This is a genomic window from Fodinicurvata halophila, from assembly GCF_042651425.1.
Taxonomy (GTDB): Bacteria; Pseudomonadota; Alphaproteobacteria; order Kiloniellales; family DSM-21159; genus Fodinicurvata; species Fodinicurvata halophila.
In genome coordinates, this window is sequence record NZ_JBHSCW010000003.1 from 854,348 (window position 1) to 872,434 (window position 18,087).

At 61.7% G+C, this 18,087-nt stretch carries 19 protein-coding genes; 13 read left to right on the top strand and 6 right to left on the bottom strand.

What is annotated here, in order from left to right; genetic code table 11:
- Window positions 1–194: 194 nt before the first annotated feature.
- From fabG to ACFOW6_RS08885, 3 genes are all read right to left on the bottom strand, one after another.
- Entirely contained in the window at window positions 195–932 is a 738-nt protein-coding gene (fabG, locus tag ACFOW6_RS08875; RefSeq protein ID WP_382421977.1) for a 3-oxoacyl-[acyl-carrier-protein] reductase, read from the bottom strand.
- A gap of 28 nt (window positions 933–960) precedes the next feature.
- Window positions 961–1,917, bottom strand: a complete 957-nt coding sequence (fabD, locus tag ACFOW6_RS08880) for an ACP S-malonyltransferase (RefSeq protein WP_382421978.1) — start codon at window positions 1,915–1,917, stop codon at window positions 961–963.
- Window positions 1,918–2,080: 163 nt separating this feature from the next.
- Window positions 2,081–2,311, bottom strand: coding sequence for a hypothetical protein (locus ACFOW6_RS08885; RefSeq protein WP_382421979.1), 231 nt, complete (start codon window positions 2,309–2,311; stop codon window positions 2,081–2,083).
- A 365-nt stretch (window positions 2,312–2,676) separates the two neighbouring features.
- Between ACFOW6_RS08885 and rpsF the strand changes: the two genes are divergently transcribed.
- The 13 genes from rpsF to ACFOW6_RS08950 all read left to right on the top strand — a co-directional run bounded on the left by rpsF (window position 2,677) and on the right by ACFOW6_RS08950 (window position 14,543).
- The gene (gene rpsF, locus ACFOW6_RS08890) at window positions 2,677–3,087 is read left to right on the top strand and encodes a 30S ribosomal protein S6 (protein ID WP_382421980.1); all 411 of its coding nucleotides are present in this window, start codon (window positions 2,677–2,679) and stop codon (window positions 3,085–3,087) included.
- Between the two features lies 1 nt (window position 3,088).
- Window positions 3,089–3,346 carry a 30S ribosomal protein S18 gene (gene rpsR / locus ACFOW6_RS08895; protein WP_382421981.1) on the top strand — a complete coding sequence of 86 codons (258 nt, stop codon included), beginning with the start codon at window positions 3,089–3,091 and terminating at the stop codon, window positions 3,344–3,346.
- Between the two features lie 20 nt (window positions 3,347–3,366).
- Window positions 3,367–3,990, top strand: a complete 624-nt coding sequence (gene rplI, locus ACFOW6_RS08900) for a 50S ribosomal protein L9 (protein ID WP_382421982.1) — start codon at window positions 3,367–3,369, stop codon at window positions 3,988–3,990.
- 230 nt (window positions 3,991–4,220) lie between these two features.
- Window positions 4,221–5,450, top strand: coding sequence for a class I SAM-dependent methyltransferase (locus ACFOW6_RS08905; protein ID WP_382421983.1), 1,230 nt, complete (start codon window positions 4,221–4,223; stop codon window positions 5,448–5,450).
- A 109-nt stretch (window positions 5,451–5,559) separates the two neighbouring features.
- Window positions 5,560–7,083 carry a replicative DNA helicase gene (locus ACFOW6_RS08910; RefSeq protein ID WP_382421984.1) on the top strand — a complete coding sequence of 508 codons (1,524 nt, stop codon included), beginning with the start codon at window positions 5,560–5,562 and terminating at the stop codon, window positions 7,081–7,083.
- Window positions 7,073–8,179 carry an alanine racemase gene (alr, locus tag ACFOW6_RS08915; RefSeq protein ID WP_382421985.1) on the top strand — a complete coding sequence of 369 codons (1,107 nt, stop codon included), beginning with the start codon at window positions 7,073–7,075 and terminating at the stop codon, window positions 8,177–8,179. The genes ACFOW6_RS08910 and alr overlap by 11 nt, the downstream gene beginning before the upstream one ends.
- The gene (locus ACFOW6_RS08920; protein WP_382422108.1) at window positions 8,179–8,952 is read left to right on the top strand and encodes an MlaE family ABC transporter permease; all 774 of its coding nucleotides are present in this window, start codon (window positions 8,179–8,181) and stop codon (window positions 8,950–8,952) included. Before alr ends, ACFOW6_RS08920 begins: the two co-directional genes overlap by 1 nt.
- The gene (locus ACFOW6_RS08925; RefSeq protein WP_382421986.1) at window positions 8,949–9,713 is read left to right on the top strand and encodes an ABC transporter ATP-binding protein; all 765 of its coding nucleotides are present in this window, start codon (window positions 8,949–8,951) and stop codon (window positions 9,711–9,713) included. The genes ACFOW6_RS08920 and ACFOW6_RS08925 overlap by 4 nt, the downstream gene beginning before the upstream one ends.
- A gap of 5 nt (window positions 9,714–9,718) precedes the next feature.
- The gene (gene radA / locus ACFOW6_RS08930; protein WP_382421987.1) at window positions 9,719–11,113 is read left to right on the top strand and encodes a DNA repair protein RadA; all 1,395 of its coding nucleotides are present in this window, start codon (window positions 9,719–9,721) and stop codon (window positions 11,111–11,113) included.
- Window positions 11,114–11,122: 9 nt separating this feature from the next.
- A complete protein-coding gene (locus ACFOW6_RS08935) occupies window positions 11,123–11,770 on the top strand; it encodes a CvpA family protein (RefSeq protein WP_382421988.1) in 648 nt (215 codons plus the stop codon).
- Between the two features lie 2 nt (window positions 11,771–11,772).
- Complete coding sequence (gene purF, locus ACFOW6_RS08940; RefSeq protein WP_382421989.1) at window positions 11,773–13,245, top strand: amidophosphoribosyltransferase; 1,473 nt, start codon at window positions 11,773–11,775, stop codon at window positions 13,243–13,245.
- Between the two features lie 22 nt (window positions 13,246–13,267).
- Window positions 13,268–13,813, top strand: coding sequence for a DUF2937 family protein (locus ACFOW6_RS08945; protein ID WP_382421990.1), 546 nt, complete (start codon window positions 13,268–13,270; stop codon window positions 13,811–13,813).
- Window positions 13,782–14,543, top strand: coding sequence for an SDR family NAD(P)-dependent oxidoreductase (locus ACFOW6_RS08950; RefSeq protein ID WP_382421991.1), 762 nt, complete (start codon window positions 13,782–13,784; stop codon window positions 14,541–14,543). The genes ACFOW6_RS08945 and ACFOW6_RS08950 overlap by 32 nt, the downstream gene beginning before the upstream one ends.
- A gap of 14 nt (window positions 14,544–14,557) precedes the next feature.
- On the opposite strand, the gene der is transcribed toward ACFOW6_RS08950, so the two are convergent.
- The 3 genes from der to ACFOW6_RS08965 are packed head-to-tail and all read right to left on the bottom strand — an operon-like array spanning window position 14,558 to window position 17,906.
- A complete protein-coding gene (der, locus tag ACFOW6_RS08955) occupies window positions 14,558–15,910 on the bottom strand; it encodes a ribosome biogenesis GTPase Der (protein ID WP_382421992.1) in 1,353 nt (450 codons plus the stop codon).
- Between the two features lie 12 nt (window positions 15,911–15,922).
- On the bottom strand, window positions 15,923–17,254 hold the full coding sequence (locus ACFOW6_RS08960; protein ID WP_382421993.1) for an outer membrane protein assembly factor BamB family protein: 1,332 nt from the start codon (window positions 17,252–17,254) through the stop codon (window positions 15,923–15,925).
- A 7-nt stretch (window positions 17,255–17,261) separates the two neighbouring features.
- Window positions 17,262–17,906 (bottom strand): tetratricopeptide repeat protein, encoded by a 645-nt coding sequence (locus ACFOW6_RS08965; RefSeq protein WP_382421994.1) that lies wholly within the window; start codon window positions 17,904–17,906, stop codon window positions 17,262–17,264.
- Window positions 17,907–18,087: the final 181 nt, after the last annotated feature.

An 18,087-nucleotide genomic window follows, 5' to 3' on the forward strand; every position in this document is an offset into this window, starting at 1 on the left:
AAAGCTAAAGCTGAAGTGTCTTTCGTTTATTCGGTCCCCTGCACGGTATGCTCGGCTGTCGAGGCCTTCGATACCGCAGCTATGCCGACATTGGCGGCGCGTATTAGCACAGGTATGAACTTCTTGCCAACGCTCCCGACCGTTCGCGACATGACTTTGTCTTCCTGCCTGGACATTCAAACCGTCCAAGGCGGCTATATCATGGCCATCCCACCGTTAACATGCAAGGTTTGGCCCGTCATGTAAGAGGCCTCCTCACTGGCGAGATAGACACAGGCGGCCGCAATATCCTCTGGTGCCCCCAGCCGGCCGGTGGGAATCGAGGCCAGCATCTTCGTCTTTTGGTCCTCGCTGAGAACATCTGTCATGGCTGTCTCGATGAAGCCGGGCGCCACGCAATTGACAGTGATGCCGCGGGTGGCGACCTCGGCCGCCAGCGACTTGGAGAAACCGATCATGCCAGCCTTGGAGGCCGCGTAATTCGTCTGGCCGGCATTGCCGGTGACGCCGACGATCGAGGTGATTCCGATAATCCGGCCCCAGCGATTCTTCATAAGGGGCTTCAAGGCGGCCCGGCTCAACCGGAATGCTGCTGTCAGGTTGACTGCCAGCACCTGCTCCCAGTCCTCGTCCTTCATGCGCATGGCAAGATTGTCACGTGTCAGGCCGGCATTGTTCACCAGGATATCGAATCCCCCCAGTGCCTCATCGACCTGGCCCGGCAGGGCGGCGATCGCATCGGCATCGTCCAGGCGGCAAGGCAAGGCAGCCGTTCCCTCGCCCATGTCCCCGGCCAGTTCTTCCAGGGCCTCGCGCCGGGTCCCCGAGAGGGCCACCTTGGCGCCGCGTTCGTGAAGGGCCCGGGCAATGGCGCCCCCGATTCCTCCGGAAGCGCCGGTCACCAGCGCCACGCGTCCCGTCAGGTCAAACATGTCAAAGCCTTTCCTTGCTGTACCGCGGTTAGAGGCTTTCCAGAAAAGCCTCGATATCCTGAGGTGTGCCGATCGAGCTGCCCCGAAGCTCCCGGTCGATGCGCTTCGTCAAACCGCTCAGGACTTTTCCAGTCCCCAGTTCGACTACCGATTCGACCCCCGCCTCCTTCATGGCCAGCACACTTTCGCGCCAACGCACCATGCCCGTGACCTGTTCCACCAGAAGGCGGCGCAGACTTTCGGGCTCCTGGACCGGCGCCGCCGTCACATTGGCGATCAGCGGCACCGACGGCACGGAAAAGACCACATCGGCCAGGGCGTCGGCCATGACGTCAGCGGCCGGCGCCATCAGCGGGCAGTGAAAAGGGGCGGATACAGGCAGGAGAACACTGCGCTTTGCGCCTTCCTCGGCCGCAAGGTTCACGGCGCGCTCGACCGCGTCCTTGTGGCCGCTGACCACGATCTGCCCAGGCGCATTGTCATTGGCCGTCGTGCAGATCTGGCGGCTTCCATCGTCGGCTACGCTTGCGCGCTCCGCAATATCCTGCACCTTTTCCAGCTCCAGGCCCAACAGGGCCGCCATGGCACCTGTCCCGACCGGGACGGCCTCCTGCATGGCCTGCCCACGCTTTTTCAGGAGGCGCGCCGTTTCCGCAAGATTGAGCGTATGCAGGGCTGCCAGGGCCGAGTATTCGCCAAGGGAGTGACCGGCAACACAGTTGGCCTTCTCGAACAGCAGGAAGCCGCCCTCTTCCTCGAGAACCCGGACCACCGCCAGGCTGGCAGCCATGAGGGCCGGCTGGGCATTCTCCGTCAGTGTCAGCTCCTCGACCGGCCCCTCGAACATGAGGTGGGAGAGCTTCTGGGACAGAGCGTCATCCACTTCCTCGAAAACCATGCGAGCCGCGGGAAAGGCGTCGGCCAGTTCCCGGCCCATCCCGACGCTCTGGCTGCCCTGACCGGGAAAAACGAAGGCGCGCTGCATGAACTATCCCCGCTTGGCTGTAGGTGCATTGTTTTCGCTGCCATACTCGCGGCAGCAGGCGTTACTGATAACGCCGATCATGAAGCTGTCAAGCCAGTGCGCTTGCAGTGCAGAAGCCTCTTCGCGAAACGAAGTTGACGCAAGAGTTCTTTGCCGCTCCAACTCATTGCAGATCAGTTTCCAATCGGCCCAGACAGGCAGAGGCACACTCCGCGGAGCGTCGGTCGGGCGCCTTGCGCTCGTCAACCAGGCTTCGTGTTTGCGGTTCCGCGTACCGGTCAATGATGGCCAACCAGTTGATGGTCGCCAAACCCAGGAGCAGCCGCTCGACCCGGAGACGATACTGGCGTTCCAGGACGGAAACCTGCCTAAGGAAACACGGAAAACCACTCATTCCTGCTCCATGTCTGGGCCGAATGTCTGGGCCGAAGTTCCGTTCCATGACGTTCCGCCAGAACACCTGGGGTTATGTGAAACAAGGTTTGCCGGACACGGTAAGGAATTTCCACCAGCGTGGCAGCGTTCTCCATCCCCCGGCCAATGGCTGACCTTTACGCTGAGCGCACCCCGACAAGTCCTTGCAGAGCCGCTCAGGAAATGTATAGTGCGCCCCCTCAGACTCAGACATGAAAATCTGACTCTCCTTGCCGGTTCCCTCTCTTTCGGCATGAATGCAGGAATGACGGGATCGGCTAGGGCCGGAGCGCCGCCGGATGAAACCGGGGCACCGGGCCGTTAACAGCCGTAAGGAGCGCTTAAATGCCGTATTATGAGAGCGTGTTCATAGCACGCCAGGATATTTCCGCGACCCAGGTGGAAGCGTTGACCGATGAATTCGCCCAATTGATCAAGGATCAGGGCGGCGAAATCGCCAAGCGTGAGTACTGGGGCCTCAAGAACCTCTCTTTCAAGATCAAGAAGAACCGGAAGGGTCATTACGTCCTCTTCAGTCTGGACGCCCCCTCTTCCGCTGTTCATGAGTTCGAGCGCGTCATGCGCTACAATGAGGATGTGCTTCGCTACATGACCGTGAAGGTCAAGGAACTGGATCCCGAGCCCTCGCCCATGATGCAGTCACGAGAGGAACGCGGGCGTGGCGGACGTCGTGATGAGCGCGGCCGCGACGATCGTGGCCGTGGTGGTGGACGCCCACGCCGGGAGGAGAATTGATATGAGTGTACAGGTTGTAAGCCGCGGCGGTGCGCCGCGCCGTCCCTTTTTTCGTCGCCGCAAGTCATGCCCCTTCTCCGGCCCCAATGCGCCGAAGATCGATTACAAGGACGTGCGGCTTCTGCAGCGGTTCATTTCCGAACGCGGCAAGATCGTGCCGAGCCGTATCACCGCCGTTTCGACCAAGAAGCAGCGTGAACTCGCCCGCGCCATCAAGCGCGCGCGGTACCTCGGCCTGCTGCCCTACACCATCAGCTGATCGCTGAGCGGGAGAGAACAATGGAAGTTATCCTTCTGGAACGCATCGACAATCTGGGCCAGATGGGCGACGTGGTTAAGGTTCGCCCCGGCTTTGCCCGGAATTTCCTGCTTCCGCAGAAAAAAGCCCTGCGTGCCAACGAGAACAATCTCGAAGTCTTCCGTCAGCGGCGTGCCCAGCTGGAAGCCGAGAACCTCAAGCGCCGTCAGGAAGCCGAAGAGGTTGCAAAGAAGCTTGACGGCCTGCAGATCGTCGTCATTCGGCAAGCCGGTGATTCGGGACAGCTCTACGGCTCTGTCTCCTCGCGAGACATCGCGGAAGCCATCACCGAGGCCGGTGCTTCGGTAATGCGCAACCAGGTTATCCAGGACCGGCCCATCAAGGCCTTGGGCCTGCACGACATTCGGGTCCGCTTGCACCCGGAGGTTTCCATCGTTGTGACCATCAACGTGGCTCGTTCCGAGAGCGAAGCGGAACTGCAGCAGAAAGCCGGCAAGTTTGTCAGCTTCGAGGAACAGCAGGCTCGCGAAGAAGCAGCGGAAGCCGAGGCTCTCGAACGAGCCGCTGAGGCCGAAGCTGCTGCGGAAGCAGAGGCAGAAGAGGCCGAAAGTGAAGAGGACGAGCTTTACAAAGAGAGCAGCTGACCCCTTCTCTTCAAGGTTACAAGAACGATACCGGAAAATGGCGGCCCTCAGGGGTCGCCATTTTTTTATTTCACAGATTCTGCCCCTCAGGCCCTTGCGTTTCGCGTTTTAAAACGCAAACAATTATGAAAGAGTGATGATACGAGTCGTCAGAGAGCAAAAAGAGGCGCGGCTGGAATGGGTCTGGGGCATGACCTGCAAGCGCCTTCTGAAGATCGTGGAGCCTGAAAATGCTGTTCAAGAGCATGCTGGCAAAGATGGTGCACCACGGCACCATCCGCCTTGTAGACGCAGAGGGGAAAACGGAAACCTGCGGCACAGGTGAGGAACCGAGCTGCACCATCAGACTGCATCGCAAGTCGCTGGAATGGTCACTCGCGCTCAACCCCGCCCTGCGTGTTCCGGAAGCTTATATGGAAGGCACGCTGACGGTCGACGAAGACCTGCGCCATGTCCTTCATATCATCTTCTCCAATTACGGCAGCCTGGAATCGCAGGCTCTGTTTCAGGCAACAAACCAGTTTCTGCGCCAGACAAGACGCCTGAAGCAGTTCAATCCCGTTGGCAAGGCCCAGAAGAATGTGGCCCACCACTACGACCTGTCCGGGGAACTCTACGACTACTTTCTCGACAGCGACCGTCAGTATTCCTGTGCCTATTTCACCGATCCGGACAACTCCCTGGAACAGGCCCAGGAGGACAAGAAGCGACACATCGCCTCCAAGATGTTGTTGAACGAGCCCGGCCTTAAAGTCCTTGACATCGGTTCGGGCTGGGGAGGCATGGGCCTCTACCTCTCGAAGATTGCCAACTGTGACGTCACGGGGGTCACGCTCAGCGTCGAACAGCACAGCCTCAGTGAAAAGCGTGCTGCAGAGGCCGGCCTGCAGAACCGTTGCCACTTCCGCCTCGATGACTATCGCAACGTCGAAGGACCTTTCGACCGGATCGTATCCGTCGGCATGTTCGAACACGTCGGGAAGGGCAATTACCATGAGTTCTTTGCCAAGGTCCGCGACCTGCTGGACGACAACGGCGTCTGCCTGCTGCACACCATCGGGCGCCTGGATCAACCGGCACCAATCAATCCATTCATCCGCAAATACATCTTCCCCGGGGCCGATCTGCCCTCGCTCTCCGAGGCGACGAATGTCATCGAACAGAGTGGACTGATCACGACGGACATCGAGATCCTGCGCCTGCACTACGCGGAAACCCTGCGGCACTGGTACGAACGCTTCCAGAAGCATCGCAAGGACGTCGCCCGAATCTATGACGAGCGATTCTGCCGCATGTGGGAGATGTACCTGGCCGGCTGTGAAATGGGCTTCCGTTACGAAGGCCTTGCAGTCTTCCAGATCCAACTTGCAAAGAACCTCGAAGCCGTGCCGCTAACCCGCGACTACATGTACGAGTGGGAGAACAATACGCGAAGCGTGGGAATGCGGGCCGCCGAATAGCACCTTGTGCCCCGAAGAATTTTCGGCGGGCAAAGTTATCCCCGCTGATTTATCTTATCCACAGGTCTGAAGGCCGTCACGGCTGTACGGAACTGTTACACTCAGGATCATGGAAGCACAGAGCAGCACACATCTCAGCGCTGTTTCGGGCGCGGATTCCGCGTTGCCGGAACGGATGCCACCCAGCAACCTGGAGGCCGAGCAGGCTCTGCTGGCGGCCGTCCTCGCCAACAACCATGCCTACGAGAAAGTGGCCAGCTTTCTGCAGCCGGATCACTTCACCGATCCTGCGCATTCCCGGCTCTTCGAAGCCTGTCGCACCCTGATCGAGCGTGGCCAGCTGGCCACAGCCATCACCTTGAAGAACCACTTCGAGCAGGACGGGGCCCTGGCCGAGGTGGGGGGCGCGAAGTACCTGGCCGAACTGCAATCCTCGTACGTCAATATCGTGGACGTGAAGCATTACGGCCGGATCATCCACGACCTTTACCTGCGTCGCGAACTGATCGAACTGGGCGAGGAGATCGTCAACAGTGCCTATGAGCACTCCCTCGATTCAGATGCGATGCAGCAGATCGAAAGCTCGGAGGAGCGCCTCTACAAGCTGGCGGAAACCGGGCTGTCCGAAGGTGGCTTGCAGGGTTTCGGAAATGCGCTCAGCGAAGCCGTCGGCATGATCGAAGCCGCCTATCGTCGTGACGGTGAACTGGCCGGTGTTTCCACTGGTTTCACCGATCTGGACAAGCTTCTGGGCGGCCTGCACAAATCGGACCTGTTGATTCTCGCCGGTCGCCCCTCCATGGGCAAGACGGCGCTCGCCACCAACATCGCCTTCAATGTCGCGCGATCGAAGCGTGTCGAGCGGGACGAGAACGGACAGCCCTATGAGGTGCCCGAAAGCGTGGCTTTCTTCTCCCTGGAAATGTCGGCCGACCAGCTTGCCTCGCGCATTCTTTCCGAGCAATCGGGGGTGCGTTCGGACGCCCTGCGCAAGGGCGAGATCAATCAGGAGGAATTCGAGCGGATCTTCGAAGCCAGCCGCGAACTGCAGAACCTGCGCCTCTTCATAGACGATACGCCCGCCCTCAACATTCCGGCTCTGCGCACGCGGGCACGACGCCTGAAGCGCCAGCATGGACTCAGCCTGATCGTGGTGGACTACCTGCAGCTCATGTCGGTGCCTTCCGGCTCTCGATCCGACAACCGAGTGCAGGAGATCTCGGATATCACTCGCGGGCTCAAGGCACTGGCGAAGGACCTGGACGTTCCCGTGATCGCACTCTCGCAGCTCAGCCGTGCCGTGGAGCAGCGCGAGGACAAACGCCCCCAGCTGGCCGACCTGAGAGAATCGGGCTCGATCGAGCAGGATGCCGACGTGGTGATGTTCGTCTTCCGCGAACAGTACTATCTGGAACGCGCCGAGCCGGTGCACCGCGAGAACGAGGCCGAGGACAAGTATCAGGAACGCTACCAGCGCTGGCAGCAGCGTTGCGAATCGGCCTACGGCCTGGCCGAGGTCATCATCGCCAAGCAGCGCCACGGCCCCATTGGCATACGGACCCTCGCCTTCGATGGTGACACCACCCGCTTCAGTGACTTCGTCCCCGACGACCGCCTGCCTGATGTGCGCTGACATCCCGGCCCGCGCAGGGGCCTTGCTGACCATAGACCTGGAGGCTCTGCAGGCGAACTACAGACGCCTCGCCCAGGCGGCCGCACCGGCCCGCTGTGCTGCGGTGGTCAAGGCCGATGCCTATGGGCTTGGACTGGACCGCGTGGCCCCAGCCCTGGCAGAGGCCGGAGCCAACACCTTCTTCGTCGCTCTGCCCGAGGAAGGCATGCGCCTGCGTAGCCTGCTGCCTGATGTCACGATTTACGTGCTGAGCGGTTTTTTCGAGGGAGCCGAGACAGACTACGCCGAGTACCAGCTGCGGCCGGTGCTGAACAGCCTGCCGGATATCGAGCGCTATCGCCGTCTGACCATTGAGACGGCATTGCCGGCCGCCCTTCACCTCGACACGGGGATGAGTCGCCTTGGCCTGTCGCGAGCGGAGTGGCACCGGCTCCAGGAAGATCCGGAACTGGTGCAGGGCCTGGATCTGCGTCTCTTCATGAGTCACCTGGCCTGCGCGGAAGATCGGGAAGCCCCCCTGAACACAACCCAGCAGGAGCGTTTCCGGCAGGCCCGTGCCTTCCTGCCCGACATCCCGGCCAGTCTTGCCAATTCCTCAGGCATCTTCCTGGGCCCCGACTACGGGTTCGAACTCGTCCGCCCTGGCGTCGCTCTCTACGGTGCAAATCCCACGCCCGGCCTGGAGTCCCCCATGCGACCGGTCGTCCGGCTGAGTGTCCGCATCCTTCAGGTGCGTGAGATTGATTCGGGCGAGAGCGTTGGCTATGGTGCCACCTACACGGCAGATGCGCCCCGGCGTGTCGCCACAATTGCGGCAGGCTACGCCGATGGAGTGCACCGCGCGTTATCCAGCACCGGCCGGGCCTGGATCGGGGGGTATGAATTGCCTTTTCTGGGCCGCGTTTCCATGGACCTCATTTCACTGGATGTCAGCAATCTTCCGGAAGCGCTTGCGCAGCAGGGACAATCCGTTGATCTTCTGGGACCCGATCAGGACATAGACAGCTTGGCCGGCCAGGCCGGAACCATTGCTTATGAAATGCTGACAAGTCTCGGACGCCGTTATCACAGACAGTACCTGGACCACACGACGTGATTCCCATCCTGACGCCGCTGGGGCGCACCTTCCTGTCCTTCCTTCAGATCACCGGACGACTGGTCATCTTCACGGGGCGTTCCCTGTCCCACTGCGTGCGTCCTCCCTTCTATCCGCGGCTTATCCTGCGCCAGATGATCGAGATCGGCTATTATTCCCTGCCGGTGGTCGGCCTGACGGCAATCTTCACCGGCATGGTTTTGGCGCTCCAGAGCTACACCGGCTTTGCCCGCTTCTCAGCGGAAAGCGCCATCCCCAATGTCGTCGTGGTCTCCATCACCCGGGAACTGGGGCCGGTGCTCGCCGGCCTGATGGTCGCCGGCCGGGTTGGCGCAGCCATCGCCGCGGAAATCGGCACGATGCGCGTCACCGAACAGATCGACGCCCTGAAGACGTTGGCCACCAATCCCTACAAGTATCTCGTCGCTCCCCGCATGATTGCCGGGATAATCATGCTTCCGATCCTGGTGCTGATCGCGGATATCATCGGTGTGTTCGGCGGTTACCTGGTCTCCATCTACAGCCTGGGCTTCAATCCAAGTGCCTATCTCAATAACACGATAGACTTCCTGCATGCCCAGGACGTGATCTCAGGCCTGGTCAAGGCGGCTGTCTTCGGCATGCTGGTCACGCTCATGGGCTGCTATCACGGCTATCATTCCCACGGCGGGGCCCAAGGGGTCGGCAGGGCAACCACAAACGCCGTGGTGTCTGCCTCAATCCTCATCCTCTGCTCCAACTACATCGTCACAGGCCTATTCTTCGATCGATGAGCACAGCCGCAATAGAGATTCGCGACCTGCATATCTCCTTTGGGAGGAACCATGTCCTCCAGGGGGTGAATCTGGATGTCCCACGGGGCAGTTCCGTTGTGGTCATCGGAGGTTCGGGCAGCGGCAAGTCAGTCCTGCTGAAATGCATCCTGGGAATCCTACAGCCGGATTCCGGCAGTATCCGGGTAAATGGAGAGGAAATTGTCGGCCTGTATGGCCGCGCCCTGGAGAACTTCCGTACCCGATTCGGCATGCTCTTTCAGGGGGCTGCTCTCTTCGATTCCCTTCCGGTCTGGGAGAATGTCGCCTTCTATCCCTTGCAGGTCGAGCGCACGGGGCGCAGGAAAGCACGGGAACTCGCCCTTCGATACTTGGCCGATGTCGGACTGGATGCCGATATCGCAGACCTTTATCCGGCGGAGTTGTCAGGAGGAATGCGCAAGCGGGTCGGTCTGGCCCGGGCCATCGCTACACAGCCGGACATCATCTTCTTCGACGAACCGACGACGGGCCTGGATCCGATCATGGGCGACATGATCGACCGCCTGATCCGCAAATGCATCACGGACTACGGATTCACCGGCCTGAGCATCACCCATGACATGGCCAGTGCCCGTCGCATCTCCGACGAAGTCGCCATGCTCTACGACGGGCACATCGTCTGGCAGGGTGCGACGGAGACACTCGACGATCCCGGCAACCCCTATGTGGAGCAGTTCGTGACCGGACGCACGGAAGGCCCCATCCAGATACGGCTGTAACGCGTATGGCGAAACGCCAAACCCAGTATGTCTGCCAGTCCTGCGGCACTGTGCATCCCAAGTGGAGCGGCCGCTGCGACGGCTGCGGCGAATGGAACACCCTGGCCGAGGAGATGACACAGCAGAGCGCGCCCGGCGGCCTGAAATCCGGCGGGCGCTCGAAAGGGCGTGCCGTGGAATTCGTCGAGCTCAAGGGAGGCGAGACAACGCCGCCGCGCTTCATCTCCGGCATCGGAGAATTTGACCGGGTCTGTGGCGGTGGGCTGGTTCCCGGGTCTGCGGTGCTGGTAGGCGGCGATCCCGGCATTGGCAAGTCGACTCTGTTGTTGCAGGTAACGGCTGCCCTGGCCAGCAACCGGGAGGAACAGATCTGTGCCTATGTCTCTGGGGAAGAGGCCATCGATCAGATACGCTTGCGTGCAAAGCGACTGGGCCTCGCCGACTCCCACGTGCAACTTGCCGCCGAGACCTCGGTGCGGGATCTGATCGCAACACTGGACCGCCCCGATCCGCCGCGCGTGGTTGTGATCGACTCGATACAGACCATGCACGTGGACAATATGGAATCCGCTCCCGGCACCGTCGGCCAGGTTCGCGCCGCGTCACAGGAATTGATCCGCCTGGCCAAGAAGCGCGGGTTCTGCCTGCTGCTCGTCGGGCATGTCACCAAGGACGGCATGATCGCCGGTCCCAAGGTCCTGGAACACATGGTGGACTGCGTTCTCACCTTCGAGGGCGAGCGCGGACATCAGTTCCGCGTTCTGCGTTCGGTGAAAAACCGCTACGGGGCGACCGACGAGATCGGCGTCTTTGAGATGGTGGACGAGGGTCTGAGCGAGGTCACCAATCCCTCGGAACTGTTTCTTGCGGAACGGCGCGGCAATATCTCGGGAGCCTCGGTCTTCGCCGGGCTGGAAGGGACGCGCCCAGTCCTGGTGGAAATCCAGGCTCTTGTCAGTCCCTCGCCGCTGGGCACGCCGCGCCGAACGGTCGTCGGCTGGGATTCCGGACGGCTGGCGATGGTTCTCGCCGTATTGGAAGCGCGGTGTGGACTTGTGATGGCAGGTAAGGACGTATATCTGAATGTTGCAGGCGGATTGCGAATCAACGAGCCGGCAGCGGATCTGGCCGTGGCCGCCGCTCTTGTTTCCGCGGCCAGTGATTCAGCCGTACCCGAGGAGGTTGTCGTCTTCGGGGAGATTGGCCTGTCCGGAGAGATCAGGGCTGTCAGCCAGACCGAGGTCAGATTGAAGGAAGCGGCAAAACTGGGCTTCACCAAAGCCCTGCTGCCCCCGCGCCGTGGACGGAAACTCACGCCGCCTGCAGGTATCGAGCTGCAGGAAATCGCGCATCTTCAGGATCTGGTAGCACGCATCGCCGCAGGTTCTGGAAGGAACTAGAGAATACTCATGGATAACCTGCCCATAAATGCCGTCGACCTCGCGATCCTGGTCGTGCTCGTGCTCTCGGGCCTGTTGGCTTTCAGCCGTGGTTTCGTTCACGAGTTCCTTGGCCTCATCGCCTGGATCGGGGCCGCGCTGGTGACGCTGCATTTCTTCCTTCCCGCACAGGCCATCGCCCGTGATATCATTGCCATAGAGATTCTGGCGGATATTGCAGCAGGTCTCGTGCTGTTCCTCGTCGCGCTGTTTTTCTTTTCGCTCATCTCACGAACCATAGGCAAGCGCGTGCGCGAGAGCAGCATTGGTTTCCTTGACCGCTCCCTGGGCCTGCTGTTCGGCTTGGCACGAGGTGCCCTGGTCGTCTGCCTGTTGTGGCTCGTCCTTTCCTGGCTGATGCCACCGGCCGATCGGCCTCAGTGGGTGCAGGAGGCCCGCGCCCTGCCTCTTCTGGAAAGCGGGGCCGAATTGATCCGCGACGTGGTGCCCCAGGAACTTGTCCTGCCGGGCGAGGACACCAGGGGGCAGGAGACCGTCGATCCGGTTCCGCCGTTACAGCCGGATACGTCGAACGGCGAGACCGAAGAGGAAGAGCAGAGCGGATACACCGATGACTCGCGCCGCGAGATGAACCGCCTGATGGAGCAGCAGCAATAAAGATGGTAGACACGTCCATGAGTACGCATCCCTTTGATGACGATCACCTGAACGAGGAATGCGCCGTCTTCGGCATCTACGGGCCATCCGACGATGCCTCTGCCCACACCGCGCTTGGTCTGCACGCCATGCAGCATCGCGGACAGGAAGCCTCGGGCATGGTTTCCTTCGACGGCAGCCAGTTCAACGCCCACCGCGACATCGGACTGGTCGGCGACATATTCGGCAGTGAGCATGTAATGTCGCGGCTTACAGGGTATGCCTCCATCGGTCATAACCGCTACTCGACCTCTGGCGGCACAATCATGCGCAATGTACAGCCGCTCTTCGCCGACCTGGAATTCGGCGGCTTCGCCCTGGCGCACAACGGAAACCTGACCAACGCGAACACACTGCGCCGCGAACTGGTTCGCCGCGGCTCGCTGTTCCAATCGACCTCGGATACCGAAGTGATTATCCACCTGATCGCCACGGTCAGAGGAGAAAGCATCATCGAGCGAATGGCTGAAGCTCTGAGGGAGGTTGAGGGCGCCTATTCCCTGGTGGCCCTGACCGCCGACGGGGTTATCGGCGTACGCGACCCGCTGGGAGTGCGCCCCCTGGTTCTGGGACGCAATGGAGAGTCCTACCTGCTGGCCAGCGAAACCTGTGCTTTCGATATCATCGGCGCCGAATTCGTTCGCGAGGTCGAACCGGGCGAGATGGTGGTGCTCGACGGCGGCGAACCGCGTTCGCTGCGCATTTTCCCCAAGCAACCGCAACGCTTCTGCGTCTTCGAGTACATCTATTTCGCCCGCCCGGATTCGGTTCTGGAGGGTAAGTCTGTCTATGAGGCGCGCAAGAATATCGGCCATGAGCTGGCCAGGGAAAGTGCGGTAGACGCCGATCTCGTGGTCCCGGTTCCGGATTCCGGCGTACCCGCCGCCTTGGGCTATGCCGAGGAGAGCAGCCTGCCCTTCGAGTTCGGCATCATCCGCAACCACTATGTCGGCCGCACCTTCATCGAACCGGGCCAGGAGATCCGCAATCTCGGTGTTCGCCTGAAGCACAATGCCAACAGCGCCAAGCTGAAGGGCAAGCGGGTCATCCTGGTGGACGACTCCATCGTACGCGGCACCACATCGCGCAAGATCGTCCAGATGGTGCGCACGGCCGGCGCCCTCGAAGTGCACATGCGCATCGCCTCGCCCCCCATCGCACATTCCTGTTTCTACGGCGTCGATACGCCAGAGCGCGAACAACTCATGGCCTACCAGATGGATGTCGAGGAAATGGCGAAGCACCTCGACGTGGACAGTCTCGCCTTCATCTCCATGGACGGCCTCTATCGCGCCATGGACGAGACACAGCGCAACAATCAGCTGCCGCAGTTCTGTGATGCCTGTTTCACGGGCGATTACCCCACCGAACTAACCGATCGCGCTTCCACAGACTCGCCGCAGCTCTCGCTGCTGACCGAGCTTCAGAAGACCTGAGGCGAACCACGAGGCGCCGGACATGCTGGGGCGCATCACAAATGCCCTGTTCGGCTGCCTCGGCGCAGCGGCCGCCGGACAGTTCCCGGCGTTCCAGGTCCAGTACCGGCAACAATTGGCCGGCCGACTGGATCAGGTGCGTGCGGATCTCAGCAACCTCCTCAGCGATGCCCGCGACAAGGGCCTTGCTCCCGAAGAGTTCCTCGAACGCGCCAGCAGGGAGAGCGGCCCCTATACGAGAACACTGCTGGAGGATGCCGGGCAGGCTCTGGCCGACCATCAAAGGCTGGAAGCCGCCTACGAAGCGCTTCTTCTGAGTGATCCGCTGAGTCGCCCCTTCCTTTTCCTGCAGCATCTGGACCCCCAGATCGCTCGCTCGGTGGCGGCGCATTTCCAGCCGGCGCTGCCGCTGACCCTGGAAGGCCTGGTTTATGCGGGGCTCGGCCTCGTGATCGGCGTTGCTTTCGCCGCCCTGCTGGAATATGCCGGACGGACCTTGTTTTGCAGCCCTCGACAGGTGAAAAGGAAAGATCAGGATGGCGGACAGCAACGCCCCCTCTCCGGGTGAGAGTGAAACCTCCCGATCCGGCAGCTTCAACGGCCGTGTTGCCCTGGTCACAGGCGCCACGCGCGGTATCGGTCGAGCCGTCGCAAAACTGCTGGCCGCGGAAGGTGCGCAGACGGTCCTGGTCGCCCGCACCGTGGGTGCCCTGGAGGAAGTGGACGACGAGATCTGCAAGGCCGGCGGGCTGAAGCCCACCCTCGTACCGCTGGATTTGACGGAACTGGACCGCATCGACGGCATCGGAGCCGCTCTCTACGAACGCTACGGAAAGCTGGATGTCCTGGTCGGCAATGCCGGCGCTCTGGGCGTGCTCTCTCCTGTCGCTCACATTCCGCCAAAGACCTGGGAGGAGACCTTCACGATCAACGTCCATGCCAATTACCGCCTGCTACGCAGCCTCGACCCCCTGCTGCGCCTCTCCGAGGCTGGACGTGCCCTTTTCGTCACATCCGGACAGGCCAGCAAGGCCAATGCCTACTGGTCTCTCTACGCCGCCACCAAGGCGGCCCTGGACGCCCTCGTGAAGAGCTACGCCGAAGAGGTGCAGAAGTTCGGCATCAGGGCCAATCTGCTCTCGCCCGGTCCTATCCGCACGTCCATGCGCGCCGAGGCTTTCCCCGGCGAAAATCCGGAGACGCTGCGCACACCGGAGGAAATCGCTGCGGCTTTCCTGCCCCCCCTGCAGCCGGACTACGATCGCACCGGCGAGGTGATTGCCCTGCCTCGTCCATGACAGGGCGCGTCGGTTCAGGAAACGTAGGGGTTCTTCGGCTTCTTCAGGTGCATGCGGATCGGCGTGCCGGGCATGTCGAAATCCTCGCGCAACGCGTTCTCCAGATAGCGCAGGTAGGAGTCCGGCAGGTCCGTCGGATTCGAACAGGATATGGCAAACGTCGGAGGGCGCGTGCGCGCCTGGGTGATGTATTTCATGCGAATGCGCCGTCCACCAGGAGCCGGTGGTGGATGCGCTGACGCCACATCCTCGAGCCAGCGGTTGAGCAACCCTGTCGACAGGCGCTTGTTCCAGACTTCATAGGCCGCCATTACCGCATCCAGCAAGCGCGGCAGTCCGCGCCCCTCGCGTGCCGAAATGGGAACCACAGGAATACCCCTGGTCTGCGGAAACGAGCGCTGCAGGCGGTCGCGGATTGCCCGCATGGTGCCCTGCCTGTCCTCGCAGGCATCCCACTTGTTCACGGCGATCACCAGGGCGCGGCCCTCCTCCTCGACCTGACGGGCGATGGTCAGGTCCTGCTTCTCGAGGCCCAGGCCTGCATCGAGAACCAGAACCACCACCTGGGCATAGTCGATCGAGCGCTTCGTATCGGCGATGGACAGGCGCTCCACCTTGTCCTCGACACGCGAGCGCCGCCGCAAGCCGGCGGTATCGACCAGGCGTATGGGGCGCCCCTTGAAATCCCAGTCCACCGAAATGGAATCGCGCGTGATCCCGGCTTCGGGACCGGTCAGCAGTCGTTCCTCGCCCAGCAGCTTGTTGATCAGGGTGGATTTTCCGACATTGGGGCGCCCCACGACAGCCAGCTGCAGTGGCCCCCTGTCTTCCTCCAGACCGAACTCCTCCTCTTCCTCCTCAGGCTCCTCGGCCTCGGGGAACAGGGGGTTGAGAAACTCGTAGAGCTCGTCCAGCCCCAGCCCATGCTCCGCCGACAGGGCAATGGGCTCACCCAGTCCCAGGCTGTAGGCATCCAAGCGGCCGGCTTCACCTGCAATCCCCTCCGCCTTGTTGGCAGCCAGCAGGACAGGTACCTCCCCGCGTCGCAGCCAGTCGCCAAAGTACTGGTCCAAGGGTGTCACGCCGGCCCGCGCGTCGATCATCATGATCACCGCATCTGCATCTCGCACGGCCAGCTCCGTCTGGCGCCGCATGCGTGCTTCCAGGCTGTCATCGTTCACGTCATCCAGCCCGGCGGTATCGATCACCGTGAACTCAAGGTCAAAGAGATGCCCCTGCCCTTCCCGTCGATCCCGGGTCACACCCGGCTGGTCGTCAACCAGCGCCACTCTTCGCCCCACCAGACGATTGAACAGAGTGGACTTGCCGACGTTGGGCCGGCCGATGATCGCAAGTGTGAAAGCCATGGAACGATTTACTCAGCGCAGGGCCAGAAGGCGCCCATCCACGGTGATGACATACAGCGTCTCGCCGGCAACCACCGGGGTGAGTGCAGCCCCTGCCGGCAGGTTGATGCGGCCCGCCATTTCACCGGTCTCTGCCTGATAGAGACGCAACTCTCCAGTGTTGCTGGCAACGATCAGGTTCCCACCTCCCATGATCGGTCCGTGCCAGACAATGGGATCCTCGCGGTCTTCCGGGTCCTCGAAACGCGGCAGTTCCGAAACCCAGCGTATCGTGCCCTCTTCGCGGACAAGGGCGACCAGCTCGTTGTTGTTCGACAGGACATAGATCATGTTGCCCGCTGACCAGGGCATTTCAATCCCGCCGATTTCGGCTTCCCAGACCCGCAGGCCACGGCGCTGGTCGATGGCCACCATAAGGCCGGCATTGCTGATCGCCGTCAGCAATCCGCGATCCAGGACCGGCATGCCGCGAATGTGGGAAAGGTCCCGACTGCGATCCGAACGGCGGAACCCGGCAAGGCCATCGTCCCAGAGCGCACGGCCGTTTCGGGCCATTACCGAGACCACCTCACCCGAGGAAAAGGCCGCCACAACGGAGCTGTCGTTGGCAGCGGGCGCCGCGGCGCCAATGAAGGCGGTCTCCTCTTCGATTCCAGCAAAGTCCCAGAGACGCTCGCCGCTGTCGGCATCGAAGGCATAGAGCCGGTTGTCGAGAGAGATCACATAGACCTGCTCGTTTGCCACCGTGGGCGCTGCACGGATCGGCAGCAGTGTCGTGTTCTCCCAGCGCACTTCCCCGTTCGCCGGATTCAGGGCAAAGACCTCGCCAAAGCCCGTGGTCGCGTACAGGGTACCCTCCGCATAGGCCAGTCCGCCTCCGAAGCGGCCGTCACTGTCCTTGTCCCCCGACAGGTCGGCCCGCCACTTCTGGCCACCGTTCCCGGTGTTGAACGCCGAGACGCGACTATGGGAATCCATGGCATAGACAGTGTCGCCTACGACAATCGGCTGCGCCAACAGGCGATTGCTCTCGGTGTTGCCGCTCCCGATACTGCTACTCCAGGCCACGTTCAGCGAACTGCTGAGCGCCAGGTTCTGCAGGTCGTTTTGAGCGTTGCCCCCGCTTTGGGCCCAGTCCCTGTTGCGCTCGGCAGGCGGCACGGAGACCCGCGTGTCCTGGGCTTCCGCATTGGGCTCAAGCGCGCGATCGCTTTCCAGCACAGAGATACGCTCACCAGGCAACGGCGGAGCCTCGGGCTCTCCGAACCAGCCATCGAAGGTTCCACAGCCCCCAAGCAGAAGAAGCCCGGACAGCGCCAGTGTGCTTAGCAGTTTGTTCGACATCGCGTGTTCACTCCGAGATGGTGGCAAGCATCTGTGTGGCGCGCTGGCGCACACGGCCGGATGCCTGGGCGTCATCGGCAATTGCCTCAAGATGTTCGCGGGCACGCGCCGTATCGCCTTGCTCGAGGGCGGCCAGCGCGGCGACCTCCAGGGCAAGCGGACGATAGGGGCCCTGGTTTTCGATCTGCTCCGAGAGCATATCCTCCGCCGCCTGATAATCCCCCATATCCAGGCGATACTGTGCCGCCTGGATCAGGGCGGCACCGCGCCACACCTGTGGAGCCGAACTGCCCGCCACGGATTCCAGCGTTGCTGCGGCTTCTTCGGGACTGCCGTTGCGCGCCAGGATACCAGCCTCCTGGAAGGCCGCCAGGACGCTGTAGCCGCTGCTATCTCCCGAGGCGATCTCCTCGAACGCGCTTAGAGCCGTCTCCGGGTCCTCCTCGGCGTCGGTCTGTTGGCTGGCAACGAAATAGCGCTGGGACGCTTCGGTCCTCTGCTGTTGCTGCCAGGCCTTCCAGCCCTCGTTCCCTGCCACCGTCAGCACGACCGCAGCCACGGCAATACCGATGTAGACACCATACTTCTTTCCAAAGGCCACCCACTTGTCGCGGCGGACCTCTTCATCAACTTCGCGGAATATATCGCTCACGACAGCCCCTCGGCTTGAACATTCAACGGAACCGGGTGGACGGTTATCATCCGCTGCCTGCCCGGTCCCTCTTGTCTTGTCTCTGCGCCTGCCGTCCTTACCCTGCCGGCAGCCGCGCAGCAACATAGCTTGCCTGCCCCGGCTTGATAAGGGAAATTGCGCATGAATTCTAACTCTGTAT